At 45.9% G+C, this 25953-nt stretch carries 21 protein-coding genes; 13 read left to right on the top strand and 8 right to left on the bottom strand.

The annotated features are described in order from the left end of the window. Nucleotides 1–176: 176 nt before the first annotated feature. The 3 genes from proC to proB are packed head-to-tail and all read right to left on the bottom strand — an operon-like array spanning nt 177 to nt 3484. The gene (proC, locus tag NYE26_RS18825) at nt 177–1043 is read right to left on the bottom strand and encodes a pyrroline-5-carboxylate reductase (RefSeq protein WP_339249266.1); all 867 of its coding nucleotides are present in this window, start codon (nt 1041–1043) and stop codon (nt 177–179) included. Between the two features lie 30 nt (nt 1044–1073). Beyond that, nucleotides 1074–2321, bottom strand: coding sequence for a glutamate-5-semialdehyde dehydrogenase (locus NYE26_RS18820; RefSeq protein WP_036727212.1), 1248 nt, complete (start codon nt 2319–2321; stop codon nt 1074–1076). 59 nt (nt 2322–2380) lie between these two features. Continuing rightward, entirely contained in the window at nt 2381–3484 is a 1104-nt protein-coding gene (gene proB / locus NYE26_RS18815) for a glutamate 5-kinase (RefSeq protein WP_339249263.1), read from the bottom strand. Nucleotides 3485–3926: 442 nt separating this feature from the next. Between proB and NYE26_RS18810 the strand changes: the two genes are divergently transcribed. After that, complete coding sequence (locus tag NYE26_RS18810) at nt 3927–4124, top strand: hypothetical protein (protein WP_036727208.1); 198 nt, start codon at nt 3927–3929, stop codon at nt 4122–4124. A gap of 79 nt (nt 4125–4203) precedes the next feature. On the opposite strand, the gene NYE26_RS18805 is transcribed toward NYE26_RS18810, so the two are convergent. Further along, on the bottom strand, nt 4204–5115 hold the full coding sequence (locus tag NYE26_RS18805; protein WP_036727207.1) for a LysR family transcriptional regulator: 912 nt from the start codon (nt 5113–5115) through the stop codon (nt 4204–4206). Nucleotides 5116–5416: 301 nt separating this feature from the next. Between NYE26_RS18805 and NYE26_RS18800 the strand changes: the two genes are divergently transcribed. The 5 genes from NYE26_RS18800 to NYE26_RS18780 all read left to right on the top strand — a co-directional run bounded on the left by NYE26_RS18800 (nt 5417) and on the right by NYE26_RS18780 (nt 10675). Next, nucleotides 5417–7105, top strand: coding sequence for an ABC transporter ATP-binding protein (locus NYE26_RS18800; RefSeq protein WP_339249258.1), 1689 nt, complete (start codon nt 5417–5419; stop codon nt 7103–7105). Continuing rightward, the gene (locus tag NYE26_RS18795) at nt 7071–8324 is read left to right on the top strand and encodes a radical SAM protein (protein ID WP_339249256.1); all 1254 of its coding nucleotides are present in this window, start codon (nt 7071–7073) and stop codon (nt 8322–8324) included. The genes NYE26_RS18800 and NYE26_RS18795 overlap by 35 nt, the downstream gene beginning before the upstream one ends. A 3-nt stretch (nt 8325–8327) precedes the next feature. Then, complete coding sequence (locus tag NYE26_RS18790) at nt 8328–9362, top strand: radical SAM protein (RefSeq protein WP_209869913.1); 1035 nt, start codon at nt 8328–8330, stop codon at nt 9360–9362. A 40-nt stretch (nt 9363–9402) separates the two neighbouring features. After that, nucleotides 9403–9561 (top strand): hypothetical protein, encoded by a 159-nt coding sequence (locus NYE26_RS18785; protein WP_179090430.1) that lies wholly within the window; start codon nt 9403–9405, stop codon nt 9559–9561. Nucleotides 9562–9685: 124 nt separating this feature from the next. Beyond that, nucleotides 9686–10675 (top strand): S8 family serine peptidase, encoded by a 990-nt coding sequence (locus NYE26_RS18780; RefSeq protein WP_339249254.1) that lies wholly within the window; start codon nt 9686–9688, stop codon nt 10673–10675. Between the two features lie 52 nt (nt 10676–10727). Here NYE26_RS18780 and NYE26_RS18775 read toward each other — a convergent pair whose 3' ends face one another. From NYE26_RS18775 to NYE26_RS18760, 4 genes are read right to left on the bottom strand one after another with little or no spacing between them, the layout of a single operon-like run. Next, nucleotides 10728–13211 (bottom strand): ABC transporter permease, encoded by a 2484-nt coding sequence (locus tag NYE26_RS18775; protein ID WP_339249253.1) that lies wholly within the window; start codon nt 13209–13211, stop codon nt 10728–10730. Beyond that, on the bottom strand, nt 13208–13888 hold the full coding sequence (locus NYE26_RS18770) for an ABC transporter ATP-binding protein (RefSeq protein WP_200869566.1): 681 nt from the start codon (nt 13886–13888) through the stop codon (nt 13208–13210). Before NYE26_RS18770 ends, NYE26_RS18775 begins: the two co-directional genes overlap by 4 nt. Nucleotides 13889–13940: 52 nt before the next feature. Further along, nucleotides 13941–15089, bottom strand: a complete 1149-nt coding sequence (locus NYE26_RS18765) for a HAMP domain-containing sensor histidine kinase (protein WP_051478161.1) — start codon at nt 15087–15089, stop codon at nt 13941–13943. Then, nucleotides 15077–15751, bottom strand: coding sequence for a response regulator transcription factor (locus NYE26_RS18760; protein ID WP_339249252.1), 675 nt, complete (start codon nt 15749–15751; stop codon nt 15077–15079). Before NYE26_RS18760 ends, NYE26_RS18765 begins: the two co-directional genes overlap by 13 nt. 175 nt (nt 15752–15926) lie before the next feature. On the opposite strand from NYE26_RS18760, the gene NYE26_RS18755 reads away from it, so the two are divergent. The 7 genes from NYE26_RS18755 (at nt 15927) to NYE26_RS18725 (ending at nt 25917) form a co-directional block, all read left to right on the top strand. Beyond that, complete coding sequence (locus NYE26_RS18755) at nt 15927–16676, top strand: LytTR family DNA-binding domain-containing protein (protein WP_339249251.1); 750 nt, start codon at nt 15927–15929, stop codon at nt 16674–16676. A 170-nt stretch (nt 16677–16846) separates the two neighbouring features. Then, the gene (leuC, locus tag NYE26_RS18750) at nt 16847–18271 is read left to right on the top strand and encodes a 3-isopropylmalate dehydratase large subunit (protein WP_036727197.1); all 1425 of its coding nucleotides are present in this window, start codon (nt 16847–16849) and stop codon (nt 18269–18271) included. A gap of 29 nt (nt 18272–18300) precedes the next feature. After that, on the top strand, nt 18301–18903 hold the full coding sequence (gene leuD / locus NYE26_RS18745) for a 3-isopropylmalate dehydratase small subunit (RefSeq protein WP_209869901.1): 603 nt from the start codon (nt 18301–18303) through the stop codon (nt 18901–18903). Nucleotides 18904–19094: 191 nt separating this feature from the next. Beyond that, nucleotides 19095–20672, top strand: a complete 1578-nt coding sequence (locus tag NYE26_RS18740; protein ID WP_339249250.1) for an N-acetylmuramoyl-L-alanine amidase — start codon at nt 19095–19097, stop codon at nt 20670–20672. 199 nt (nt 20673–20871) lie between these two features. Next, complete coding sequence (locus tag NYE26_RS18735; protein ID WP_339249249.1) at nt 20872–22311, top strand: N-acetylmuramoyl-L-alanine amidase family protein; 1440 nt, start codon at nt 20872–20874, stop codon at nt 22309–22311. Between the two features lie 105 nt (nt 22312–22416). Beyond that, nucleotides 22417–23076, top strand: coding sequence for a GerMN domain-containing protein (locus NYE26_RS18730; protein ID WP_339249248.1), 660 nt, complete (start codon nt 22417–22419; stop codon nt 23074–23076). 84 nt (nt 23077–23160) lie between these two features. Next, entirely contained in the window at nt 23161–25917 is a 2757-nt protein-coding gene (locus NYE26_RS18725) for an S-layer homology domain-containing protein (RefSeq protein ID WP_339249247.1), read from the top strand. Nucleotides 25918–25953 lie beyond the last annotated feature (36 nt).

Below are 25953 nucleotides of genomic sequence, written 5' to 3'. Positions count from 1 at the left end.
CATAAATGCACTTGATTTGAGCAAAAGTGGATTATTGAGCAAAATGAAGGGCATAAATGCACTTGAAGCTGGCGGGATTATGCCTCACAACCCGCGAACAGCCCGCAATTCCTTCACATGGAAGGAACTGCGGGCTGTTATGTTGTAGGAAGAATATCAATAACTAGGCCGAAAAATTAGTGCAGCTCCTGCTCCAGAGCCGAGCCCATCTCGCGGGAACGTTCCGCACAGCGGTTGACGGCGGAAATGACGGTCTCGAAGAAATCGCCGCGCTCCAGTACTTCAATGGCCGCCTGGGTAGATCCATTCGGCGAGGTGACCTTTTTGCGCAGGGCGGCAGGCTCTTCACCGGTCTGCTGCACCATCCGGGCTGCGCCAAGCACGGTCTGGACGGTCAGCTCACGGCTCTGCGCAAGCGGCAGCCCTCCGCGGATACCGGCAGCGATCATCGCTTCCATCATGTAATAGATGTAAGCCGGTCCGCTGCCGGAGATCCCTGTTAAGGTCTCCATCCGTTCTTCGTCAATGACCGCCGTCAGGCCGATCGCTTCGAAGATGTTAAGCGCTGTACGGCGGCTGTCTTCGCCAACCTCCTTGGAGAAGGCAATCCCGGTAGCACCAAGGCCGATGGAGCTAGAGGTGTTCGGCATGGTGCGGACCACAGGCTGCGGATTACCCAGTAAGCCTTGCATCGTACGGATGGTCAGCCCGGCAATGACGGAGATGACGAGCTGATCCGGCGACAGCAGCGGTCCCAGTGAACGGAGCGCTTCCGCAGCGTCTTTGGGCTTCATGGCTAGAACGATGACCGGCGCAGAGCGCAGAGCCTCGAGCTTGGACTCGCGAGCATTATAGCCAAGCACGCCGTAACGGCTGCGGAGCTCAGCCAGGCGCTCGCTGCTGCTGCGGTTCAGCATAATAATTCGGCCCGATTCCACTACATTACGGGCGATCAATCCCCGCACAATGGCCTCAGCCATCGAGCCTGCGCCGTAAAAAACGATATTATGATTGATGAGCGGAATTGCTGGTTGCTGGCACATGGCTGGCAGTCCCCCTATAAGTTGAGTGAGTTAACCCCTGATTTGGCCGGAGCCGTGAATCATATATTTGCTTGAAGTCAATGCAGGCAGTCCCATTGGCCCGCGGGCATGGAGCTTCTGGGTGCTGATGCCGATCTCGGCACCGAAGCCGAACTCAAAGCCGTCCGTGAACCGGGTAGATGCATTGTGATATACCGCTGCAGCGTCAATCTCCTGCAGGAAGCGTGCAGCATTCGCCGCGTCTTCAGTTACAATACATTCGGAATGCTTGGTGCCGAATTCCGCGATATGTCCGAGAGCCTCTTCCAGCGTGTCAACGATACGAATATTTAGAATATAATCGTTGTATTCTGTAGCGAAGTCCTCTGGTGTGGCAGGCACAGCCCAAGGGATAAGAGCAACGGTATCCTGGCAGCCGCGCAGCTCCACACGGGCCTCGCGGAAGGCTTCGGCAAGTGCGGCGAGGTGTTCTTCGGCGTAAGCACGGTGAACCAGCAGTGTCTCCATTGAATTGCAGACCGAAGGCCGCTGGGCCTTCGCATTCACGCTAATACGCCGGGCCATTTCCGGATTGGCACTTGCATCCAGATAAGTATGACATATGCCTGCTCCTGTTTCAATAACCGGTACGGTGGCGTTCAGAACCACATTCTGAATCAGAGAGCTTCCTCCGCGCGGGATGATGACATCCAGCAGTCCGTTCAGCTTCAGCATTTCATCCACGGAGGAACGGTTAGGATCTTCGATCAGCTGCAAGGCATCCGGCGGAAGGGCGGTACCTGCAAGTGCGCGGTGCAGCACCTCGGCGATGGCACGGTTGGAGGAGAGGGCGGAGGAGCCGCCGCGCAGCACCACGGCATTGCCGGTCTTAAGGCACAGTCCGGCAGCGTCAACGGTGACGTTGGGGCGTGCTTCATAGATAATGCCGATGACTCCAAGCGGAACCCGTACCTTCTCAATGTGCAGGCCGTTTGGCCGTTCGATCGTCTCCAGATTGTCTCCAACCGGATCAGGCAGAACGGCAATCTGCTGCAAGCCTTCGGCTATGCTGTCAATCCGTCCCGCATCCAAGGCCAGCCGGTCGAGCATCGACTCCGGTGTCCCGTTCAACCGGCCGCGCTCCAGGTCTTCGGCGTTAGCGGCAATAATGTAATCAGCTTCGGCACGCAGGGCGGCAGCCATCACCAGCAGGGCTTCATTCTTCTGGGCGGTAGTCAGGCTTGCGAGTACCCCTGTGGTTGCTTTGGCTAGCGTTGTCTTGTTAACCACTTCACTCATGGCAATTCCTCCTCAAAAAAATTATGTTGGCATATGGATATACAATAGGATTTGCAAGATTAACGCAGTGTGATCCATTCGTCCCGGTGGATCACCTCCAGCCGGTGCACTTCACCGAGCTTGGGCACAATCTCGCGGCTCGGAAGCCCCTGAATGCTGCGGAGCTGGCTATCATCATAATTGACGATGCCCCGCCCAAGCAGCTTCGCATCCGGGCCTAGCACTTCGACGACATCCCCTGAATGGAAGCTTCCCTCAATCCGTCTAACCCCGACCGGCAGCAGGCTATGGCCCCCGTGGAGCAGCGCTTCAACAGCACCGTCATCGACATACAGTGATCCGAGCGGGGTAGACATGAAGCCCAGCCACTGTTTTTTGACCGGCAGAGAGGAGAGTGTGGTGGCAAAATAAGTGCCCTTGCCCGTCCCGGCTGCGGCCTGTGATAAATCCCCTGGCTCCTTAACCTGGCCCACGAAGACCGGAACGCCGCCCCGCGTGGCGATCTTGGCCGCGTCGATCTTGGAGCGCATGCCGCCGGTGCCCACGCTTGAGCCCGCACCGCCTGCAATGGCATAGATCTCAGGCGTAATCTCTTCTATATGCTCATACCGCACAGCATCCGGGTGCTTGCGGGGATCGCCGCTGTAGACGCCGTCCATATCGGTCAGCACCAGCAGGTGTGAGGCCTTCAGCAGATTGGCAACCAGCGCCGATAAGGTATCGTTGTCACCGAACTTCAGCTCATCCACCGATACAGTATCGTTCTCGTTGAACACGGGCACGGCGCTTTGGCGGAGCAATTCTTCAACCGTCATCATGGCGTTGTTCATGGCCCGGCGGCTGCAGAAGTCCGTACGGGTCAGGAGAATCTGAGCAGTGGGTATACCGTGGCCTGCGAAGGCCTCCTGATAAGCCTGCATCAGCATAACCTGTCCTACCGCCGCCGCCGCCTGCTTCTCATGCAGCAGCCTTGGGCGGGAAGCATAGCCGATGCCCCGGAAGCCGGCTGCGACCGCCCCGGAGGTGACCAGCAGCACTTCACAGCCGTCCTTGCGGAGCGCTGCAATCTCGGCGGCGAAGAAGGCGACCGCCTCACGATTAAGGCCGCCTTCGGGACCTGTGAGTGAGCTGCTGCCGATTTTGACCACAATTCTTGACGTCATTGTCTTTCACTTTCCTCTCGAATTGAAATGCCTGTAACACCCGGAAATGACAAAAAGCCCCCATCCTTAGACTTAGCAAAGGACGAAAGCTTGATTAACTTCCGCGGTACCACCTTCATTGATGAGGGTTCATCCGACTTCATTCTCATAACGGGAGTATCCGTCCTGCAGGGCAGGCCGCTCAGGGGTAGGATTCAGAATGACCTTCGCGGTAAATTCTCCCAGCCTTCAGGAATTTACTCTCTGCACACGAATATACGTCCATTCTTACTGGTCCCGTCAGCACGTTTCACTATTTGTCATTTAGAATACCATGCGGAAGCAGGGTTTGCAAAGAGCTCCGGACGAATATTTTTCTGCTGGGGCAGGGAGCGGATTTCCTGGTTGTCCTTCAGGGGAACGGGTAAAGTATTTATAATCAGTTACCAGGAGGTGGATTGAATTGAGTAAGAAGACTAATGTCCGACAGGAACAGAATCAGAATTCCAAAGAAGCCGCCGAATTTCAAAACAAAGCGATCCGAGAATTTGTCGAGGAAAAAGCCGGAGATTCCCGCACAGAAGGACCGGTTGACGAGAGTACTACCCGTATGCCCGATGACCAGAACCGTATGATCACGCAGTATAATTTGCGCAAATAAATAATTGCTTCTGCCAAAATATAGCAAATGCCCATCCGGCCTCATGATAAGAGCTGGATGGGCATTTGTTTCCGCCGGCTTATTCGCCTGCCAGTCCGGCGACCGTTGTCTGGAAGGTTTCAATGAAAGCTTCCGCAGCACGGGACAAATAGCGTCCGCGCCGGTAAGCGACAACCAGAGTACGGCTGGGTACCGGTTCAGCCAAAGGCAGGTAGACAGGCACGAATTCACTCCGCGGTGCCCGTGCAATGAAATGTGGCACGAGCGTTACGCCCATTCCGGTGGCTACAAGCGATTGGACGGTCTCCATATTGTTGCTCTCGAAGACAATCCGCGGCTCAAATCCGGCTCCACGGCATAGCTCCACCGTCATTTTGCGGAAGCCCTGTCCTTCTTTGAGCACGATGAACGGTTCATCCTTAAGCTCGGTCAGCGAAGTTCGTGTACCCAGCAGCATCCGCGCCGCCAGCGGATGCTCAGGCGGGACTGCCAGGTCGATCCGTTCCTCTCCAAGAACCTCATGAGCTAGAGTCGGAATCTCCAGTGGTAGGGATAGCAGGCTGAGATCTGTCTGGCCGCTGGCTGTCAGCTTCTCAAGATTCATGGAGGAGTCCTCCAGCAGCGTGATTTCAATCTCGGGGTATTTGCGTTTGAAGGCAGGCAGCACATGCGGCAGCAGATGCGCACCGGTGATCGGCATGCTGCCAACCACAACCCGTCCGGTGCGCAGCTGGGATATATCCGACATCTCCTGGCGCAGCAGTTCTACGGCATCAATGATGGTCTGAGCCTGCTCGACGAATTTCTTACCGGCATGAGTCAGCTCAACTGAACTGGTATTGCGCTGGAAAAGAAGGACACCCAGTTCTTTTTCCAGTTTGGAGAGTTGCTGGCTGAGTGAAGGCTGAGCGATATGCAGCTTGTCTGCTGCCCGGGAAAAATTACGCTCAGCCGCAATTTGCAGGACATATTGCAGTTGACGCAGTTCCATTTCAAACCTCCTTACAGGTTAGGTACCATCAATAGTAATCCGCTTTCTTATAAGTATATCCTATAAATCGGTCTGATTACATCGGTTTTTACAAGGGTTGCAGTAGCTGTCATATTGGGGAAATGATTTAAATTTGGCATAACCAACCATTGGGTGAGAAAAAAGCACCATTCGGTCGAGGAATATGGCATATTTCTACATTTATGTTTATTATGAGTGTATTGAAAGAAAATGATTGTCTTATAGATAATAATAATGTTAAAAAAGTAAAATAATACACAAATCGAAGGGATAAAACTAAATGTATTACTGGATAAAGTGCTTACAGTACTTAAACGGTTCTAGTCGACTCAGATATTTGGATTTTACACTTCAACAAATAAAATGCATAATATTTGTTTTAATTTATAGTGTTTCGTCAATTATATTTCCAAGTTACATAAGTAAAATAGTTGACTTAGGAATAAGCAATAGGAACATTGGAGATATTGCCAATTACACTATTACTATGCTGATTGTAGGATGTACGATGGTTGCTTTCCAATATTTATATCAAGTTAGCTTCTATAAATTTTCACAACGCTTTGTTTCTGAAATAAAAGAAATGGTTTTTGAAAAATTAATGAATACCAATGTAGCTTTTTGGAGCAAGCATAAGGTTGGAGACATGTTTACAGTTTTAGAAGAAGACATCTCATCAATAGAAAGCCTTTTCACAAAATCAATAAGCGGAATTTTATCCAATACATTAATTGCAGTAGGCATTTCCGCATATTTAATCTACATAGATAAAACTATTGGAATCATTTTAATATTGCTTACTTTTTCATTTGCTTTAATTCAAAAAAAATACGGTAAAAAAATTGAAGCATATGTGGTGCCATTAAGAGAAGAAATTGCAGATTTCTCATCCTATACAAATGAAATACTAAATAATGTGAATCATATTGAAATGGCAGGTGAAGTAAAACGTGCTTATTGTGGTTACTGCAAGAAGAACCGGTCTGTAGTAGAAAAAGCAATAAAACAATTAAGAATGATTACTGTGTTGTTTAGTATTGTTTCAAGTTATAGCGTAATCATTATTTTTGTAGTGCTGCTCATGGGGGCGCAAAGAGTATTATCAGGGACGATGACAGTAGGTGTTTTATTCAGTTTAATCATTTATGTACAAAGAATGTTTGGCCCAATAAATTCGATTGGTAGTGAGTATATATCTTTCAAAAAAAACATTCCTATTTTTAGACGGATATTTGAAGTTTTGGATAATAAAGAGGTTATTCAAGAAGGAAATTACACCCCTGACCTCGATCTATCAGGCAAGATTAGTGTGAATAGAATTGATTTTAGCTATGAAGAATCCAATCAAATATTGAAAGGGTTATCATTGGAGGTCCAACCGGGTGAAGTAGTAGGAATCGTAGGCAAAAATGGATGCGGGAAGACAACCTTAATGAAACTCTTTACGAAGCTCTGTGTACCTCAAAAAGGGGAAATTCTAATAGATGAAGTGATTATTGGAGATTACCAAACGGATTATCTGCATCATCAAGTCGGTTGCTTATTACAAAGTGAATTTATATTAAGCGGTTCTTTAAGGGATGTTCTGGATACTAAAAATCGCTATAGTGATCATGAGATTATTGAGACGATGAAGGAATTTTGCTTAGCAATAAAGGATTTTCCTGATGGGCTCGATACAATGATTAAAGAAAATTCATTAAATCTTTCGGGTGGACAAGTACAAAAGATAGCGTTAATACGCCTCTTCCTTCAGAATAAATCTATATACTTGTTAGATGAACCCACTTCAGCTATGGACATTGAAGCAGAAAAGGTAATCTGCAATGTGATTAGAAGAAAACTAGAAGGAAAAACAGCATTAATTATTACACATAGAGAGCAAATCTTAAATATATGTGATAGAAAAATAATGCTAGCGGAGGAACAAGAAAATGAACAGGAATATTATGTTAGGTCAGTTTACTAAAGTTTTGACTCATGGAAACAAAGTGATTTTAGGGAATCGAAGGAATGGAAAATGGATGAAAATGAGTCAGGAATGTTATGAAATACTTAAACTTGCCATGCAGGAAAGCGCAACGACTAATGAACTGATTGAAGCGTTTGAAGACCAGGAAGATAAGGAATACTTCTTCGAGCTGTTGCAACTTTTGTACAAAGAAAATTTGCTGGCCGATACGGAAGAGATGTTACTGTTCGATAAAAATTTCAGTGTTGATATAGCAATTACCAACAGATGTAATCTCAGATGCAAACATTGCTGCGTGGATTCTGACTTAACAAATTTGAGCGATCCGTTGGACACGGATGTTCTAAAAACGGTTTTGAATAAAGTGGTTAAATCAAAACCCAAGAGTATTTGCTTAACGGGTGGAGAACCTTTAATTAGGAAGGATTTTTTTGAGATTCTATCTCACCTGAATGATATTTACGATGGTGAAATCAGAGTAATGACGAATGGGACATTAATTAATAGTGAAAATGTGAAACAACTAGTGGCGCATGTATCAGCAATAGATTTTAGTATTGATGGTGTTAATGAAGACACATGTTCAACAATACGTGGAAAAGGAGTTTTTAACAAGGTCTTGCATTCGGTTGAATTATTAAAAAATCACCATTTCGATAAAATTTCATTATCAATGGTCTTGACTAAGGAGAACTATGTATTACGCAATCAATTTGAGGAATTAAATAAAGAATTAGGAACCCGTGGCATTGCAAGGGCTTTTAGCCCAATTGGAAGAGGAAAAGATAATAAAGATTCATTGCAGCCTAAAGAAAAAGAAGTTCAAATTGAAGAAATAAGAATGATGAATCTTGACATTGATGATGTTCATATTTGTCTCTGTGGGGGGTTATTTAAAGAGATTTATATAAATAGTAAAGGACAGATATATCCTTGCGGTTTATTGGAGAGAGATAAATATTATGTAGGCAATATATTGGAGATAGAAGATTTAAGCAGTTTTCTGGGGAGTGGTGAATTTAAAAAATATGATGGATATCAAAATTGGGAGTATTTACAGCCTGATAAACATGAAAAGTGTAAAGATTGTGATGTTAATTTATTTTGCTGGAATTGCTTGCATTACTTAGATCTTATAGAGAGCAATGATGGTTTTTATGAAAGTGTTTGTCCAGAACTGAAACGTAACTTCCAAAGGATTGTATGGGAGGATTGAGCAATGTTAATAGGAATTTGGGTAACTAAAGCATGCAACCTGAGATGCAGCTATTGTTATGAAGGAAACGACAAAAAGGAAATAGATATGGATCGCAATACTGCGGATCAAATAATTAATTTTATCCAAGAGAACTATAGTACTAATGATAATTGGTCAGAGGATCCATTAATTATACAATTCCATGGAGGGGAGCCATTATTAAATTATGACCTAATAACATACATTACTGAACGACTGAAATTATTATTCGCCACATATAAAAAAATAGTTATGTTTGGTATTACAACAAATGCAGTGTTACTTGACAAAAAGAAGATTGAATTCTTGGCGGAAAATATGAATTACGATTTTTCAATAAGTATTGATGGCGATAAAAAGGTTCACGATCAAACAAGGCTATTCTCAAATGGTACAGGTTCTTATGATGCAATTATAAATAAGGTTAATATGACATTGGAAAAAAGGAAGAATATTAGGGCTAGAGTTACATTTGGTGCTCAAACAGTTTCTCATTTATTTGAAAGTATTAAACATTTGATAGAATTGGGATTCTTAGTGATTGTCTGTATCCCTGACTATTTCGATAAGAGTTGGGATGAGAAACATATAGATGCTTATTTAGATCAGCTTGGTTTGTTGAAAGAATATTATTTAAGGAATAGGTTAGATGAAAAAAATGTGGAAATTCCAATCTTAGAAAATAATATTTTCAAGAAAAATAAGTGTTCTGGCGGTTATAGCAGTATTCACATTGACCCAACCGGAGAGATTTATCCGTGTTCCTATGTTGTAGGAGATACTAAATATAAAATCGGTTCAGTACATCTAGGAGGAATTAATAATGATTACTTAGCAGATATCTCAAGAATTAATGACTGCAACATGATGGAATGTGAAGGGTGCAATAATTATAGCAGTTGTCTTACTGTAAGATGCCGATACCTCAATGAATTATTAACTGATGACGGATTGTGTCCTTCAGCAACAATATGTGCTTTTGAAAATGCCAATTATAGTTTTTTAAAATCAGTTTAGAGATAGAAGTAGCTAGGAATGCGAAGAAGGAGGACTTATTATGAGTTTAAAGATTAAAAAAATTGCGGACAAAATTAATGCATTAGAAGTAAAAGGGCAAGGTTGTAAAGATGATTGTGCCGATTGGTCTGGAAAAAGTGCCTCTAACCCAGCAGGTTGCTCTGTTACATTCAGCTGTAAAATTACTTGCGCATTTTAATGTGAACAAGTAGGTAAATTTACTTAAAAAAACCATTTCAGCATTCCTAGTCTATTTTTATATAATGGGTAGTGATTAAAATCACTACCCATACTTATTATATGCAACTATAGGGAGATCAAAAATGAATCCTGATGTAATCATTATTGATACGGGAATAGTTCAAGAGAACTCCATTGGAAATGTTATCGGTGGTATGGGTTTGACTGATGAAGATAGCGATTTCGAAGACGATAATGGTCATGGTACTCAATGTGCGAATATAATAGCGCAAATGTGTGAAGCGCAGCCCAATATTTTTGCGATTAAAGCATTAAATCAAAATATGGAGAGTTCACTTGATACCTTAATAGAAGCCTTGGAGTATACGCGTAAACTTAATATTCGGACAATTAATCTTAGCTTAACTACAATTAAGAAAAAAAGCAGATCAAGGCTACAACCAATTATACATAAACTCAAGAGTGAGGGTAAGATCATAATATCTTCAGCACCTAATCAAGGTTATTTGGGTTATCCAGCTGCATGCGATGGAGCAATCGGTATAAATGGTGCTATACTTCAGGGGAACAGTGATTATTGGTACAATAAAAGCAAGGTGATCCAATGTATCGCTAATAAAACGCCTAATTTAGTAAAGAGTATAAGTAATTCATATAAAATGTTTGGCGGAACGAGTAAGGCTACCGCAACTGTTACAGGTATAGTATTGAATATATTAATCAAGAAACCTGATTTGAAATACGAGGAACTGGAAGTATTATTGCAAACATTTGCCGAAAGAAAACTATGGAAAACAAACGATGTTATTGGTGCTAATACACTAAATTTCGATTCGGTTGAAGTTCTAGGCCAAAGCAAACTAAATAACGAAATAAAAGAAATATTGTTCTCATATTTTAAGAAAAGAGATAGAGATATTACCGCAGAGCAACTAGCGAGCACTAAATTAATTGATTTATTGTATCCAAATGATTTTTTTGAGATTTTAAAAGAAATAGAAGCGATTACAGGTGTCAGCATTAATTATAATGGTGTTGATTATAGAGTTTTTAGTTCAATAAGCACATTAACCAAATTTATTGAACATACTAAAGGAATGAATGACGAATAAAAAAATACATCAGGAGTATTTCTGCTGATGTATTTTTGAAGTTGTTCATCCGCTATTGAACGGTCTCTATGGAATCCACAATACTCATGTCTGCGATTTTGCGGAGTGGAATACATGTTGCGGTTAAGCAAACCACAATAGAAATAAATGCAGCTCCCATAATGGGGAGAAATGGAACGGGGATAAGCTCTATGGTGTCTGTTTTAGCAGCACTTACAAAGATTGAACATGAATACCCTGCTATAGAACCGGCGATAGCTGCGATAATTCCGTAATAGGCGCCTTCCCAAAGGAAGGTCTTGTATAAGCTTGAAATGCTCATGCCTATCGCTCGCTGAACCCCGATTTCAGTAATACGGGTATGAATATTTGTGTACACGGTATTAATTATATTTAGAATTCCTATAAGCCCGATAAACAGAATCAATCCCCATGCTAACCATTTGATCTGCTGATAGCTTTCTGCAAGCTGTGTATCTGTATCTTGATAAGAAAGCCATTGGCCCCCTCCAGCTTGTTCACTTATTTGAGTAATAACTTTCTCAACATTTTCCTTATCAGCGTTGGGTGACAAGACAGGATACAACTCCGAATAATTGATTGTTTCTGTAATCTGATCGTAGATCGTATCATATACAATGATTTGAACCCCGTTTACAAATCCGTCATTATCCAGTGTGATTGAATTACTGCTTTCATGCAGAACTTGTAACGTCAAGTTATTGACAGATATATTATCGCCTACGGAAATTAAGGTACTGCTTAATCGGGTATCTCCATAATTTATGGCGATGGGATTTTTGATAATACAGGCTTTTCCTGCTTTTAAATCCTGGAGTTCCGGTTGGGTAAGTGCTGGTGCGATCATTTTTAACCGATCTTCATCAACACCAATAATATGCAGCGCCTCGCCTGGCTGTAGTGAAAAAGATGTGGAAATTGGCATCTGCCCCTTGCTATCCTGTGTATACAGGCTATATTTCAAGGTGGAAACGGAAGTTATATCTGCTAAGGATTTGAGTTCCTTCACCACTTCTGGAGAAAAACCAGTTGTCTTATTGGTAATGGAGTAATCACCAATATGCATTTTTTGTACGGCAGTGCTCGTATCCAATAATGTGGAAAAACTCTGTAATGCTATAAATACCGTTATACTCATAAATAATGATAAGATAGTAATTGTCGTTCTGCCTTTATTTCGCTTCATATTCATTCTTGCGTAGAAGGCTTCGAAGGAACGTATACGCCGAGCCTTTCGATTTTTTCGTCCAACCCGTATTGACGGACCTGACATTGCGAGCGTCGGAGAAACCTTTGCCGCATATCTTGCGGCAGGGAATGCTGCAAGATAGGCAAACAATAATGTAATTACTGTACTGATGAGCAGAGGAAGTATTTTCCCGGAACTATTTTTGGCTATCAACAGGGCTAATTCTTCCGATGAACTTGTTAGAAACAGGTCCGGAGACAAGAGGCTGGTTGCGGAGATGGTAATTCCTTTGGCAAACAATATACCAAAAGTGATCCCTGCAGGAACACCTATTCCACAGAGTAGGGCAAGCTGTAGCGATACTAATATATATAGTTTACTGCGTTCCGCACCAAGAGCGCGTAATGTACCGTATTCGCGGATGCGTTTCGTTACAGAGATTTTCAAAATGTTATAAATAATAAGACCGGAGGCTAAAAGAACAAGAGTACCAACGAGAACGCTTGCAACGGCCATAAAGGGAAAACCGGAACCATTGTCTGAGTCATCGCTCTTATGGGTGTAATCAATACCCACTGCTGCTAGAAGGATGTCGTTGTACTGAATGCAATATTCAGGCAGAGCAAATTGAGCGGCGATATCATCAACCGTGTTCTGGAAGTGATTTTTGTTTATCATACGAACATCTGTGGAGTACAGTTGGTATTTTTTCGGCAGCAGCTGTTCCGCTGTTCCTTGACCGGCAATACCGTTAACACCGCCGGATACATACCCTAAGTAATTACTTTTTAAAATGCCGGTTAAAGTGAAGGTAGTCTTATATTCAAAGGGAGCTTGATCGTCCCGTATAAGCGAGATACGGATCGGCAATGTAATGTGGTCTCCAAGTTTGCCGGAAAAATTCAATAGATTTAATGCATCTTGTGGTAAGGCAACTTCATGGGGTGACTGAGGTAAGCGTCCGGATGAAAGTTGTGTTATGGATGGGTAGACTGAAAGTGTATCATCTTCATATTCACTAAGCCAAATAGAAAGTTTAGTATTCGGTATTACTGAGGTGCCGATATTCATAAAGCTACCTGAGAACGACAATCTATTATCGAATTTAAGCTTCTCTTTTTGCTCTTGTGTAAGTTGATGAAAAGTAACATAACGGTTGCCATTAAGTGCTGCAGCCTGCTGTTGACGCAAAGCACTTAATATACCAAGGGATTGGCCGATAACCGTAGTCATAATTGTAGATAGAATAATCGCAATTAAAATTAAGACGGAAGTGATCTTTTGGTTATTCAACTCTTTCCATACAAGAGAACGATAGGATTTCATTTCGCCGCCACCTCCGAAAGGAGGCCGTCTACAATAACAAATTGTCGTTCCGCCATGCGTGCGATCTGGTTGTCATGGGTAATAACCACAAGGGTTTTGCGCATCGTACGCCAAATATCATAGAGTAAACTCATAACCTCGTTGCCGCTTTTACTATCTAAGTTTCCCGTGGGTTCGTCAGCAAAGACAATGTCAGGTTTTGCAATTAGTGCTCGGGCAATGGCGACACGTTGCTGCTGGCCACCAGAGAGTTCGCTGGGCAAGTGGGTCATTCGACTTTTGATTCCAAGCATATCTGTTAGGTCTTTAAGATAAGCCTCATCCACCTGGCGTTTGTCCAACAGCAGAGGCATGATAATATTTTCCCTTGCGGTCAGGACAGGTAAGAGGTTGAATTGTTGAAAAATAAATCCGATTTTCTGGCGACGAAAAGCGGAAAGCTCCTTGTCACTGGTGAGGTAGATATCTTTCTCATCGTAGATAACACTGCCGGATGAAGGTTTGTCCAGACCGCTTAACAGATGAAGCAATGTGCTCTTCCCGCTACCCGAAGGCCCCATAAAGGAAATGAAATCTCCAGGCGCAATTTCTAAATTAACATGATTAAGGGCAATGACACTGTTTTCGCCGTTGCCATAAAGTTTTGAAAGGTCTTTTGCCTCAATATACATACACAACTCTCCTTTTCAATTGATAAGGAGAGTGTAGAATATAAATCTCAAAAAATGCTCAAGATTTCAAAATATTAAATGAAGCCGTTGCCATTGCACCATTCTCTGTATTTTGTAAGGCTAGGGTGCCTCCGTGTTTTTCACAGAGCAGCCGGCAAATGTACAGTCCCATCCCAAAATGCCCTGAATCCCCAGAAGGATGATCTCCGCGTAAAAACGGTTCTGTACCGCGGGATAACATATTTTGAGAATAGCCTTCACTATCATCCTGAACAGTAAGAAGCATACTGGAATCATCGCAGGTGACAGCAACACTAATTTGCTTACGGGCGTACCGGACGGCATTCGAAACGAGATTTTCTGCCACATTATAAACAATGGACCGATCAACCCAAATCCACTCGTTTTTGTTGGCGTTATTATCATGCAGATTAAGCTTCTTGTCTTTACGTAATATCGTCAGACTTACCGAAAGCTCTTGGATTAGAGCCGACCACTGAACCTGTTTTAAATTGCATTGCATTTCCTCTAATCTCTGGGCACTGCTCATCGTTTCTATAAAAGCTTCAATCCTGCCGGAATACTCTTCAAGTAATGAAAGTGTATCACCGATCTCTTCTTTTGTTTGTTTTCCACTTGTTATTCCCATTTTAAGCAGCTTTACCGAGCCTTTGATTACGGTTACGGGATTCCGCAAGTCATGAGAAAAAGCAGCATTTAACCTCTTTCGCTCCTCAGTTTGCCGCCACAGTTCCCTGTTGTTTTTCAGAAGCTCACATCGCATCGTTTCAAATGCGTCACAGAGCTGTCCAAGCTCATCACTTGCAGAAGATACAATCGAGAAGTCCAGGTTGTTGTGCATAATTTGCCGGGCTCCATTTTGCAGAGCGGCCAGGGGCATTTTAAGCTTAATCCGATAAAAAAGCCAATCAGCTAAAAATAATCCTGTTAGTACATATAGAGTGGGAAGCGCAAATTGCAGGATGCTAAAAATGTGATACCATGCCGGGTAAGCAGGTTCTGGGGGCACTGGTGTGGCTCTGACATCATTGCCATCCATCTTTAATTCAATAGACGGCCCATAATGCCTGGAAATTTCGCTGATCCCCCAAATTGATATGACGCTCAGGAGCAAAGCGATAAGTAAAAATATGGCCGATAGAAAAAAGAATGCTTTTTTTAAACTCATATGGTTTATCCGTTCCATTTATAGCCTACCCCCCATACCGTATCAATGTAGCTTTTCTGAGTAAATACCGCGAGTTTCGCACGAACTTTACGAATATGTTCCATAATCGTATCGCTGCTTCCTTCTCCGTCAGTTCCCCAAATGGCTTCATAAATGTGGTCGCGGTCAAAAACTTGCCCGGCATTCATAGAAAGCAGTTCTACAATTTCAAATTCTCTCTTTGACAGTGGTACAACAAAACTGGAGACAGAAACTTCCCTGTTAGAATAATTTACGGTAAGATCTCCAAAAAAACGGATTATAGATTGCTTATGCATACGATTTTCGCGACGTAAATGGGCTTCTACTCTTGCCCCCAATTCATCAATATCAAAGGGCTTGAGGATATAGTCATCTGCTCCTGCGCGAAAACCGATAATTTTATCCTTACTTTCAACTCTAGCCGTTAGAAAAAGGATTGGACAGGAAATATACTTGCGAATTCGCTGACAAACTGTAATACCATCGATGTCTGGCATATTGATATCAAGCAGGATAATATCGGGCTGACAATGGACTCTTTCAAGTGCTTCATTTCCGCTAAGAGCTGAATATACCTGATAACCTGATGACTCAAAGTAATTCTTCAGAATAGAGATAATTCCTTTTTCATCATCAATGAGCAAAATTTTACTCTTCAATCTAAAAAACCTCCTTAAGAATCTTTAATTATGACTAGTATCTTGACCAATGTTGATTCTGATTTTATGCTATTATTATAAGGAAAATATGGTAAGAATGGCAGATGGATGAAGAATAATAGATTCGACTCGAACCAAATTTAATGCCACAAAAATAATGAAGGGTAGTGGTTGAATGCTAAATGTTGCATTTTGTGATGATGATATTAAATTTTTGAATAGCATTGTATCTGAAGCAAAAAGAATATTCAAAAGGCTAAAAGTCAATACAACCATCTACACTTATACAAATGGTAAAAAACTAATTGATGATTTTGAGCAATATCATTCGTATTACGATATCATTTTTTTGGAGTTAGACTTGCCGGTAATGGATGGGAAAGAAGTGGCGAGAAAACTGCGCCTTTTCGATAAAAAATTCAAGCTGGTATTTGTTACTTCTTCCGAACAAGAGGTTTTAAATACCTTCCAGTATGATATAAGCGGTTTTTTACCTAAAAGACTCATGAACGAAAGATTATTTTTAATAATAGATCGTGTGGTAACTGCTATAAAAGATGATAACCCGCAACTTCAAGTTTTTAAAGTTACCATCACAGGCGATAAAAGAGCGTTAATCAAAGTTCCCTTAAATGATATAATGTTTTTTGGAAGTGTAAACAGGAAAAGCTATTTACATACCAAAAGGAGAACCTACTTATTGCACGGATTTAAATTTATAGATTTAATAGCGCAATATAGCGAGCAGGGTTTTGTTGATATACATAGAACTTGTATAGTAAATATTCAATATATTTTTTCGGTTGATGATATTGAAATTCGTCTTGATGATGGAACCTTGCTTCCCTTAAGCAGGCGGAAAAGGTCTCTGGTGCTGGACAAGTTCCTTCAGAAGGTTAGTGAGGGTATGAATATTAGGAAGTGAAATCCTGCAAGAGCCTTTTGTTAAAATCTTGTGTCTCATAGGTACAGCCTATCAGCGCTATAGAAATCATATCTTGGAATTATAAACGTGGTGATGTTATATTTAGAACATTCAAGAGAGACTCCACGCTCTCTTCATAGGAACGATTCTACTATTATGAGGTGAAATTCATGGGCAACAAGACAATGTTTGAGAAGATTTGGGATAATCACGTTATTCATCAGGAAGAAGGCAAGCCGAGCATTATTTATATCGATTTGCATCTCGTTCATGAGGTTACTTCTCCGCAGGCGTTTGAAGGGCTGCGTCTGAGCGGCCGTAAAGTCCGCCGTCCGGGACTTACCTTTGCCACAATGGATCATAACGTGCCTACCAAGGACCGTTACAATATTACCGATCCGATCTCCAAGCAGCAGATTGATACGCTCTCGCAGAACTGCCGTGATTTCGGCGTAAGATTGTTTGACCTGAATGATATTGACCAAGGTGTCGTTCACGTCATGGGACCTGAGATTGGCCTGACCCATCCCGGCAAGACGATTGTCTGCGGGGACAGCCATACCTCCACACACGGAGCCTTCGGTGCACTGGCCTTCGGGATCGGCACCAGCGAAGTGGAGCATGTGCTTGCCACCCAGTGTCTGCAGCAATCCAAGGCCAAGACCATGGAAGTGCGCTTCACCGGCAAACGTAATCCGGGTGTGACTGCCAAAGACATGATTCTCGGCGTAATTGCCAAATACGGAACGGACTTTGCAACTGGCTATGTTATCGAATATACCGGCGAAGCTATCCGTGAGCTGTCGATGGAAGAGCGCATGACCGTCTGTAACATGTCGATTGAAGGCGGAGCAAGAGCGGGCCTGATCGCACCGGATGAGACAACCTTCAACTATCTGCGCGGACGTCAATATGTGCCGCAGGGTGAAGCGTACGATGCCGCCGTTGAGACCTGGAAGGGCCTTGTTAGTGACGAAGGCGCCCAGTATGATACTGTGGTCGAATTCGATGTAGAAACACTTATCCCGCAGGTTACCTGGGGAACTAGCCCTGGTATGGGAACGGATATCAACTCCACCGTACCGAACCCTGCTGACTTCACTACCGAGAATGAACGCAAAGCAGCCGAGAAGGCGCTTGAATATATGGATCTGGCTCCCGGTACACCGATCTCCGAGATCGGAATTGATTATGTCTTCATCGGCTCCTGCACCAACGGCCGGATTGAGGATCTGCGGGCTGCTGCTGAAGTAGCCAAAGGCTATAAGGTATCTGACAAAGTTACAGCTATTGTTGTGCCAGGCTCCGGGCGCGTGAAGATGCAGGCCGAGAAGGAAGGTCTGGACAAAGTGTTCACCGAAGCTGGATTTGAATGGCGTGAAGCCGGCTGCAGTATGTGCCTGGCGATGAATCCGGATGTTCTGCAGCCGGGCCAGCGCTGCGCTTCTACTTCTAACCGTAACTTCGAAGGACGACAGGGACGCGGAGGACGCACGCATCTGGTCTCTCCTGCCATGGCGGCTGCGGCAGCCATCAAAGGACGCTTCACGGATGTGCGTGACTGGAACTACAAGACGGAAGCCGTCAACTCATAGAATAATTGAGAGAGCAGGAGGATTCAGCAATGGAAGAATTCAAGAAGTTAACAGGGATTGTAGCCCCGGTAGACCGGGTTAATGTAGATACGGACGCGATTATCCCCAAGCAGTTCCTGAAACGGATCGAGCGCACAGGCTTTGGCCAATTTCTATTCTACGAATGGCGTTTTGATGAAGCAGGGAATGACAATCCGGCATTTGAGATGAACAAACCGCGTTATGAGGGAGCCTCTGTGCTGATTTCCCGCGCGAATTTCGGCTGCGGCTCCTCCCGGGAGCATGCGCCTTGGGCCATCATGGATTACGGGTTCAGAGTGGTCATAGCGCCATCCTATGCCGACATTTTCTATAACAACTGCTTCAAGAACGGCATTCTGCCGATCAAGCTCTCAGAGGCCCAGGTAGACGATCTCTTCAGCCGCACGGCAGAGCATGAGGGCTACACGCTTACAGTGGATCTGGAGAACAACAAGCTGAGCGATGATTATGGTCTGGCCATCACCTTTGAGCTGGATGAGCACCGCCGCCAGTTCCTGCTGCAGGGGCTGGATGATATCGGCCTGACACTTCAGCATGCCGATGAGATTGCTGCTTATGAAGAGCGTCATGCAGCCAAGCTTTTTGCCTAAGAGCTAAGTTAAGTTAACGGCTGAAGCATATTTATTCTTAGTATTTACACAAAACTTCTATTTCCGGGTGTCGGAAATAGAAGTTTTTTTGCTATAATCGAGATATTATTGCCTGTGAAGGCAACTTTTGGGGATTATTGTCGTCTTAATCTTATCTGCAAATCTATCAATGGACCAAAGGAGAGGAAAGGATGAAGAAAGCCGGACAACGGGTGTTGCTTCTACTGCTGCTGCCACTGCTCCTCCTGTCATTCGCCGGCCACAAAGCTGCGGCAGCCGGAACAACCCCCGGTAAGATCGTGATGGACAGCAAGGAGCTTGCACTGCCTAAGGGGGTAATCCTCGAGAACGTGAATGGAAGCGTTATGATTCCGATCCGTGTAGTGGTGGAGAATCTGGGCTTCGAAGTGCTGTGGGAACAGAGCAGCCGCAAGGTAACTGTCCAGCAGGACGGCAAATCCGTACAGCTTGCAGTCGGCAGTACCACCGCACAAGCCGATGGAGTGAACCTGACGCTCAATGCTGCGCCTAAGCAGAACGGCGGGACGGTACTGGTGCCTATCCGCTTTGTCAGTGAGCAATTCGGTCTTAGCGTCGGGTGGGACAATACGGATAAGACGGTGTACTTGAGCGGAGGAATAACGGAGACAGCGCCAGTCGCTTCAGATCCGCTGCCGTCAGCCACCCCAGCTCCATCAGAAACAACCGAAGCGGCTCCAGGGGCAGTTCAGTCCCCGTCACCAACCACTCCGCCTCAGAACGGCACAGAGACTCTGGAGGAATTGGACGGAAGTGTTATAGTTGCTCCGACTCCGCCAGCTACATCCCCTGTAGTGAAAGGGGCGGTATTCAGCGAGAACCGGCTGATTGTAGCCGCTGCCGGAGGAGCCAAGGCTACGGTTACGAGAGTTACCGGACCCGACCGGATCGTAGTGGATTTTGCCGGAGCGGCATTTGCCCCTGATTTCAGCGGGAGCTTCCCGGGCGTATCTACTGGAGGAAGTCCGCAGGGCAAGCTGGATGTGAGCGGCTACCCGCTTGTAACTGAAATACGTTATGCATTATTCAGTACGAATCCCCCGACAGTCAGGTTCGTAATCCAGACTACGGGCTACCAGAATTATCAAGTAAGTACAGATGAGAGTACAGGATTAGTCACAATCGATCTCAATGTAACGGGCAGCGAAACGGGGGCCCCCGTGAATCCGGTATTCACCGGGAGACCGGTTATTGCGCTTGATGCCGGACACGGGGGGAAGCAATCGGGTGCGGTTAGTCTTACAGGCAAGCTGGAAAAGACCTTCAATCTCGCGGTCATCCTGAAAGCCGGAGCTATTCTGACGCAGGAAGGCTGGGCTGATGTCGTCTACACCCGTACATCGGATATTACATTGGGTCTTCAGGATCGTGTGAAGATTGCCCAAGCGGCGAATGCTACGCTGTTTGTATCCCTTCATGCGAATTCACTGGATGTATCCTATCCGAACCGCAGCAAAGTTAACGGAAGTGAGACGTACTATAGCCGCAGTGAGAGCCTGCCGCTTGCCGAAATTATGCAAAAGCATCTGGTAGCGGGAACCGGCTTCAAAGACAATGGCGTCCGCTCGAAGAGTCTGCATGTTACCCGGGAGACCCGGATGCCTGCGATTCTGCTGGAGGCCGGGTATCTGACCAATGCGGGGGATGAAGCAGGCCTGTATAGTGAACAGCTCCAGAATAATCTGGCCCGCGAAATCGCAGCTGGAATTAAGGAATATCTTGGTTTGTAACACTGCATAAGCGGAGTTGTCTGTAACCGCACTACATACCTTTTAGCTATAGGGAATACACAGACATTTCCACTTTGGTTGGGATTTATTCGCAACTTTTAAGATCTAAAGGCGTCTACACTATGTCGAAGGTTGTCAGTTGGCATGCCATCAAGAACGCTCGATTGGGGGCGGAATACTAGAGTCTTAGAGGTGAAGAATGAAGAAATTTGCTTTTATGCTGTTGCTGCTGCTCTTTGTTGTGGTGCTGCCAGGGCATGGACAAGCCGCTGCTGGCCAGAACAAGATCTTCCTGGATGGCCAGGAACTGAATGCAGGACAAGACGTTCCGGTGGAAAATGTAAATAACTCCATCATGGTGCCGCTAAGAATGATCGCTGAGAACCTTGGATACAAGGTGGATTGGAATCAGACAAGCAAGACCATCAAGATTGAACAGCAGGGAAAGACCATTCAGCTGATCGTAGATCAGACTGCGGCATCCGTCGATGGCAAGACGGTAATTATGTCAACGGCCCCTCTCCTGCGGAACGGCACGACACTCGTACCGATCCGGTTCATTGGTGAGCAGTTCGGACTTACGGTCAAATGGGATAACACGAAGAAGGTAGTAGATCTTATTACCCCGCCCGTTTCCGAGCCTAACATTGACCCGGGACAAAGTAATGGGGACGGAGGGACGGTTGTAGTGCCGCCGGGAGAACCCTCAAGCAGCGTGAGCATGATCAACGGCATCAGCTTCAATGAGAACCGGTTCACGATTGCCATAGACGGCAATGCCGAGCCTAAGGTCTCTAAGATCAGCGGACCGGACCGAATCATCGTTGATCTGCCGAATGCCACGTTCTCGGATATATTCGGAACAGGACAAATACTTGATCCTGATCTGAACGGGAACCTGACAGTTACGGATTATCCGGATGTCTCCGGTATCCGCTATTCGTTGTATAGCACTAATCCTTATACTGTCCGATTTGTAATTGATCTTAATACCCCCAAAAATTATAGCGTAGAGGTATCGGGAGATTCCTCCAAGCTCATTGTCATTGATTTGAACGCACAGGCTCCAGGCGACACTTCAACGCAGCCCGGCAACAGCGGGCGTAAGCTGGTTGTGCTCGATGCCGGACATGGCGCGAAGGATTCAGGGGCTGTAGGCGTTACCGGCAAATATGAGAAGAATTTCAACCTGGATGTGATTCTGAAGGCGGCTGCGCTGCTGAGGCAGGAGAACAAGATTGACGTGGTGCTGACGCGCAGCGATGATACCTTCCTGGAACTGAAGGAAAGGGCGGCAATCGCCAATAACCTCGGTGCAGATTTGTTCATATCCGTTCATGCCAACAGCAGCGGATCAGCGGCTGCGAGCGGAACGGAGACCTACTATCAGCGGGACGCGAGCAAGGCTCTGGCCAATGTGATGCACAAGTATCTTGTGCAGGCGACCGGGCTTAGCAACAGGGGAGTGCGTTACGGCAACTTCCATGTGATACGCGAGACGAAGATGCCTGCGGTACTGCTTGAGGTGGGCTATCTCAGCAATAAGAAAGACGAGGCTCTGCTGTTCACTGAAGCACTGCAGAACAATGTAGCCGCATCAATGGTCAGCGGAATTAAAGAGTATCTCGGGATTCAATAACAACAGGCGGCAGCAGGGGCCGCAGAGTCGGATAAAGACCCTATATTGCGGTCAAAAGGACTTTGCGGTCCCTCCTGCCCATATTCATCTGAGGGGGTTAATCAAATGAACAAGAAATTGACATATGCAGGGATCGCTGCGCTGCTGCTTCTCGTAATTTCGGGCTGCGGCGACAAACCTACTGCTGCACCGGCCGATGCGTCCGGTCAGGATTCAACCTCGGTATCCAGCGGCGCTGAAGGAAACAATGCCGGGAATGACAGTACCGCTAGTCCCGCTGCCACACCGGCAGCTACAAGCACGCCTGAGCCTGCAGCAACGGTTACTCCGGCGGCTACGGAGGCACCGGCAGTGCCTGAGAAGCAGAGCCTCAAGATCAAGACGTATTATACAGACCTGCAACAGAACGACTTGATTCCTGCTGATGTCTCCATCACCTTCAAGAATGAGGAGGAGAAATATAAGGAAGCCTTCAAAACACTCCAGAAGAGCGATAATGCTGACCAGATTCCGCTGTGGAACAAGATTGAACTGAAATCACTTGAGTTCTCCAATGGACAGATTGTGATGGATATTCATAAGCCGGATGAGGCACAGCTTGGCGCAGGCGGCGAGGCTCTGGCGATCGACGCATTGTCCAAGATGTTCTTCCAGTTCGATGAAGTGAAAAATATCGATGTGCTGGTAGACGGAGAACAGGTGGAGAGTCTGATGGGGCATGTGGATCTTGTGCATCCCATCACCCGCGAGAACAACGGATTGTAGGCTATTTGGCAGGAATAAGCCGGATGGCTAACGAAATTAACAACATAGAAAATCCAGATAAGCCATAGAGAGGGGAATATCGAATTGTCCGGTCCAAAACGATTAAAGCGTACGGTTCAATCTTATTCTGTAAAAGCGGTATCTGCCGTTCTGGCCGGTGCGATGGTGCTTGGCGGGGCAGGCGCTGCCTTTGCCGACAACGCTTCAACCGGAGCAACCGTTGCTGCAGCGACTTCGCAGACGGCTGCAACTAGTTCAGGGATCTTCAGTGATGTCAAGACAGGCTTCTGGGCCGAAAAGCATATCTATAAGCTGGCAACCCAGGGAATTGTGGTCGGCAATAACGGCCTGTTCCGTCCTGGCGATTCTGTGACCCAGCAGGAAGCGGTGCTGATGGCGCTACGCTTCATGAAGCTGCAGGGAAATGTGAACACCAGTACCGAAGTTGCGCTGCCTAATGATTTCCTTGTTACGAACTATTATAAGCCATATGTAATCCTGGCCTTTCAGCAAGGACTGCTGGATAAGACCACGGAGATGGCTGCAGATAATCTAAAAAGCTCGTGGGGCGAGCGAAAGGCCAGTCGTGAATGGGTAGCTGAGCTGCTGATTCGTGCGCTTGGCCAGAGTGCATCCGCTTCTGCGGCTGCGGGCCGGCCGACAGGCTTTGCTGATGATGCCAAAGTGTCCGCGAACAAACGCGGCTATATTAACACAGCGGTGGAGCTGGGACTGGCTAACGGGCTAACCGGCAACCGCTTCGATCCGCAAGGCGCTGTGACCCGTGCACAGCTGGCTACCTTCTTCAGCCGTGCTGAAGCGCATAATAGCCTGGAATACGACAATACGTTCAAAGGAACAATAAGTGCTCTCAAAGACGGCAAGCTGGGATTGTACACTAACGGCAATACGCTGGAATTCACTCTGAATGCCAATACCGCCTACTACACCAGTACCTCCGAGAATCGCATCACATTGAACGAGATCCAGCCCTATACGAAAGTAACTGTAATTGGAGCTACCTATAGCGCAGCATATGTAGAGCTGACAGACCCGGCAGTTCAGGTTGAGCAGGCGGAAGGTGTATTCACCAAGCATACGCCGGGTATCATCTGGGTCGATTCCGCGAACGGATATGATCAGTATCCCTACGATTCAGGCACGGCTTTCCTGGATGTGAATGGAGCCGTTATTCAGCCTGCTTCGATTACCGCCGGCAGCAAGCTTACGCTGCTGCGTGAAACCTTCACCGGTTCCCGCAAGGTTGTGAAGGTGCAGGTCACTTCCGGTATTGTGAACAAGACGGCTAAAGGCACGGTTCAAAGCGTTGACACTGCTGCCAAGAGCATTACATTCAAGAATGCCGACGGCACAGTTGAAACCTTCAAATGGGAAGAAGGGACTACGCTGTTCAGCTCCCAGAGCTCTATTATTCAGCCCGCAGAGCTGAAAGCCGGTGCTGCTGTCTCGTATACCATCAAGGATAATGCGATCCGTTCCGTGGAAGTAACCTCGGGAGTGGAACGCATAGTGAAGGGCTTCATCTATGAGCTGACAGATTCGACGATAGTCTATCAGAAGAGCGATGGCACCCGTGAGGTTAATCTGCTTGCTACTAATCCGGCCATTGTGATTCCGAACGCCGTAAGTCCGGTGATGGCTGACCTGATTGCTGACAAAACAGGCGGAGACAATGTGCAGCTTACGCTGAACAGCAATGATCAGGTGACCAAGATTGAGGTGCTGAGCCGTCAAATTGAACAGTACACTGCTGCTACCGTTGTGGATTATAACACTAAGACCCAGTACCTGACCTTCACGGACAATAACGGCAAGGCTCATGTGGTCAAAATGGATGAGAAAACAAAGATGTCGTACGGCGGACTGCTTACCACTTCGCTGACCACGATGGGGTCCAGACTGGTTGAGAACCGCAAGATTGATGTGACCTCCATTAATGAGCGTGCAATGTCTGTTGATTTGACGACCAAATATTCCGGCACCCTGACGGCTATCAATACTTCGGCCAGAACGATTGTGTTCAAGCTGGGCAACGGACAATTGCTGACGATGTCTTATCCGCAGGCCATTGAAATGTTTGGCAAAAGCGGGGCAGTCATCACCGATGTTCCGCTCAATGTGCCGGTAACGGCAGTGCTTGCCAGCAATCAGGAGCTCATCTCTGTGCTGCGTGTGAACGGGTCGTCCCAGTTCGAGATTGCTACCATCAATGCGGGCACTAATAAAATGACCGTGAAGCTTGAGGATGGCAGCAACAGCAGCGAGCTGAACCTGGCGAATGTGCCGCTTACCAACGAAGCAGGCCAGAAGATCGCGCTGACTGAGCTGAAGGCCGGAGATTTCGTAAATCTCAGCTTCGACGGTTCTACACCGCTGTCCCTGCAGACGGTTAAACAGGTTGCCGGACAGGTAACGGCAGTGGATGCCGCAGCAGGTACGTTCACCGTGAAGGATTATACGGGAGCCTCCCAGCCTTTCACTGCGGGCAGCGGAGTGAGAATCCTCCGGGACGGTGTTGCAACGAACGCTCTGAGCGGACTTACCACAGCAGACCGGGTATTGGTGCGTAAGGATGCCAGCGGTGTAGTGATCATCTCCGTGTTCAGTCAGTTGAACCGGACGTTCTCCCGTTATGACAGCGCAACGAATGAAATATTGACCAAACGCGCCACGCTGACTGAGAATTATACGTTTGGTCTTGCCCCAAATGTATATATTCATCAAGGTGACACGACTTTATCCGTGCAATCTCTCAAAGAAAATGATAATATTATAATGTATTTCAACAACGGCAAGGTTGTAGAAATTGTGAAACAATAATCGTTTTGGTGATTTTCCGTGTGAAACACCGTCTTG

Source organism: Paenibacillus sp. FSL P2-0136 (genome assembly GCF_037975325.1).
GTDB lineage: Bacteria > Bacillota > Bacilli > Paenibacillales > Paenibacillaceae > Paenibacillus_AQ > Paenibacillus_AQ silagei.
The sequence above is the reverse complement of the archived record's forward strand: the minus strand, read 5'-3'. Positions and strand labels throughout refer to the sequence as shown.

What these genes read in the sequence shown, in the direction of transcription:
- proC (WP_339249266.1), bottom strand. Translation starts at nt 1,043, where the DNA reads ATGTGCCAGCAACCAGCAATTCCGCTCATCAATCATAATATCGTTTTT.
- NYE26_RS18820 (WP_036727212.1), bottom strand. Translation starts at nt 2,321, where the DNA reads ATGAGTGAAGTGGTTAACAAGACAACGCTAGCCAAAGCAACCACAGGG.
- proB (WP_339249263.1), bottom strand. Translation starts at nt 3,484, where the DNA reads ATGACGTCAAGAATTGTGGTCAAAATCGGCAGCAGCTCACTCACAGGT.
- NYE26_RS18805 (WP_036727207.1), bottom strand. Translation starts at nt 5,115, where the DNA reads ATGGAACTGCGTCAACTGCAATATGTCCTGCAAATTGCGGCTGAGCGT.
- NYE26_RS18800 (WP_339249258.1), top strand. Translation starts at nt 5,417, where the DNA reads ATGTATTACTGGATAAAGTGCTTACAGTACTTAAACGGTTCTAGTCGA.
- NYE26_RS18795 (WP_339249256.1), top strand. Translation starts at nt 7,071, where the DNA reads ATGAACAGGAATATTATGTTAGGTCAGTTTACTAAAGTTTTGACTCAT.
- NYE26_RS18790 (WP_209869913.1), top strand. Translation starts at nt 8,328, where the DNA reads ATGTTAATAGGAATTTGGGTAACTAAAGCATGCAACCTGAGATGCAGC.
- NYE26_RS18785 (WP_179090430.1), top strand. Translation starts at nt 9,403, where the DNA reads ATGAGTTTAAAGATTAAAAAAATTGCGGACAAAATTAATGCATTAGAA.
- NYE26_RS18780 (WP_339249254.1), top strand. Translation starts at nt 9,686, where the DNA reads ATGAATCCTGATGTAATCATTATTGATACGGGAATAGTTCAAGAGAAC.
- NYE26_RS18775 (WP_339249253.1), bottom strand. Translation starts at nt 13,211, where the DNA reads ATGAAATCCTATCGTTCTCTTGTATGGAAAGAGTTGAATAACCAAAAG.
- NYE26_RS18765 (WP_051478161.1), bottom strand. Translation starts at nt 15,089, where the DNA reads ATGGAACGGATAAACCATATGAGTTTAAAAAAAGCATTCTTTTTTCTA.
- NYE26_RS18755 (WP_339249251.1), top strand. Translation starts at nt 15,927, where the DNA reads ATGCTAAATGTTGCATTTTGTGATGATGATATTAAATTTTTGAATAGC.
- leuC (WP_036727197.1), top strand. Translation starts at nt 16,847, where the DNA reads ATGGGCAACAAGACAATGTTTGAGAAGATTTGGGATAATCACGTTATT.
- leuD (WP_209869901.1), top strand. Translation starts at nt 18,301, where the DNA reads ATGGAAGAATTCAAGAAGTTAACAGGGATTGTAGCCCCGGTAGACCGG.
- NYE26_RS18740 (WP_339249250.1), top strand. Translation starts at nt 19,095, where the DNA reads ATGAAGAAAGCCGGACAACGGGTGTTGCTTCTACTGCTGCTGCCACTG.
- NYE26_RS18735 (WP_339249249.1), top strand. Translation starts at nt 20,872, where the DNA reads ATGAAGAAATTTGCTTTTATGCTGTTGCTGCTGCTCTTTGTTGTGGTG.
- NYE26_RS18730 (WP_339249248.1), top strand. Translation starts at nt 22,417, where the DNA reads ATGAACAAGAAATTGACATATGCAGGGATCGCTGCGCTGCTGCTTCTC.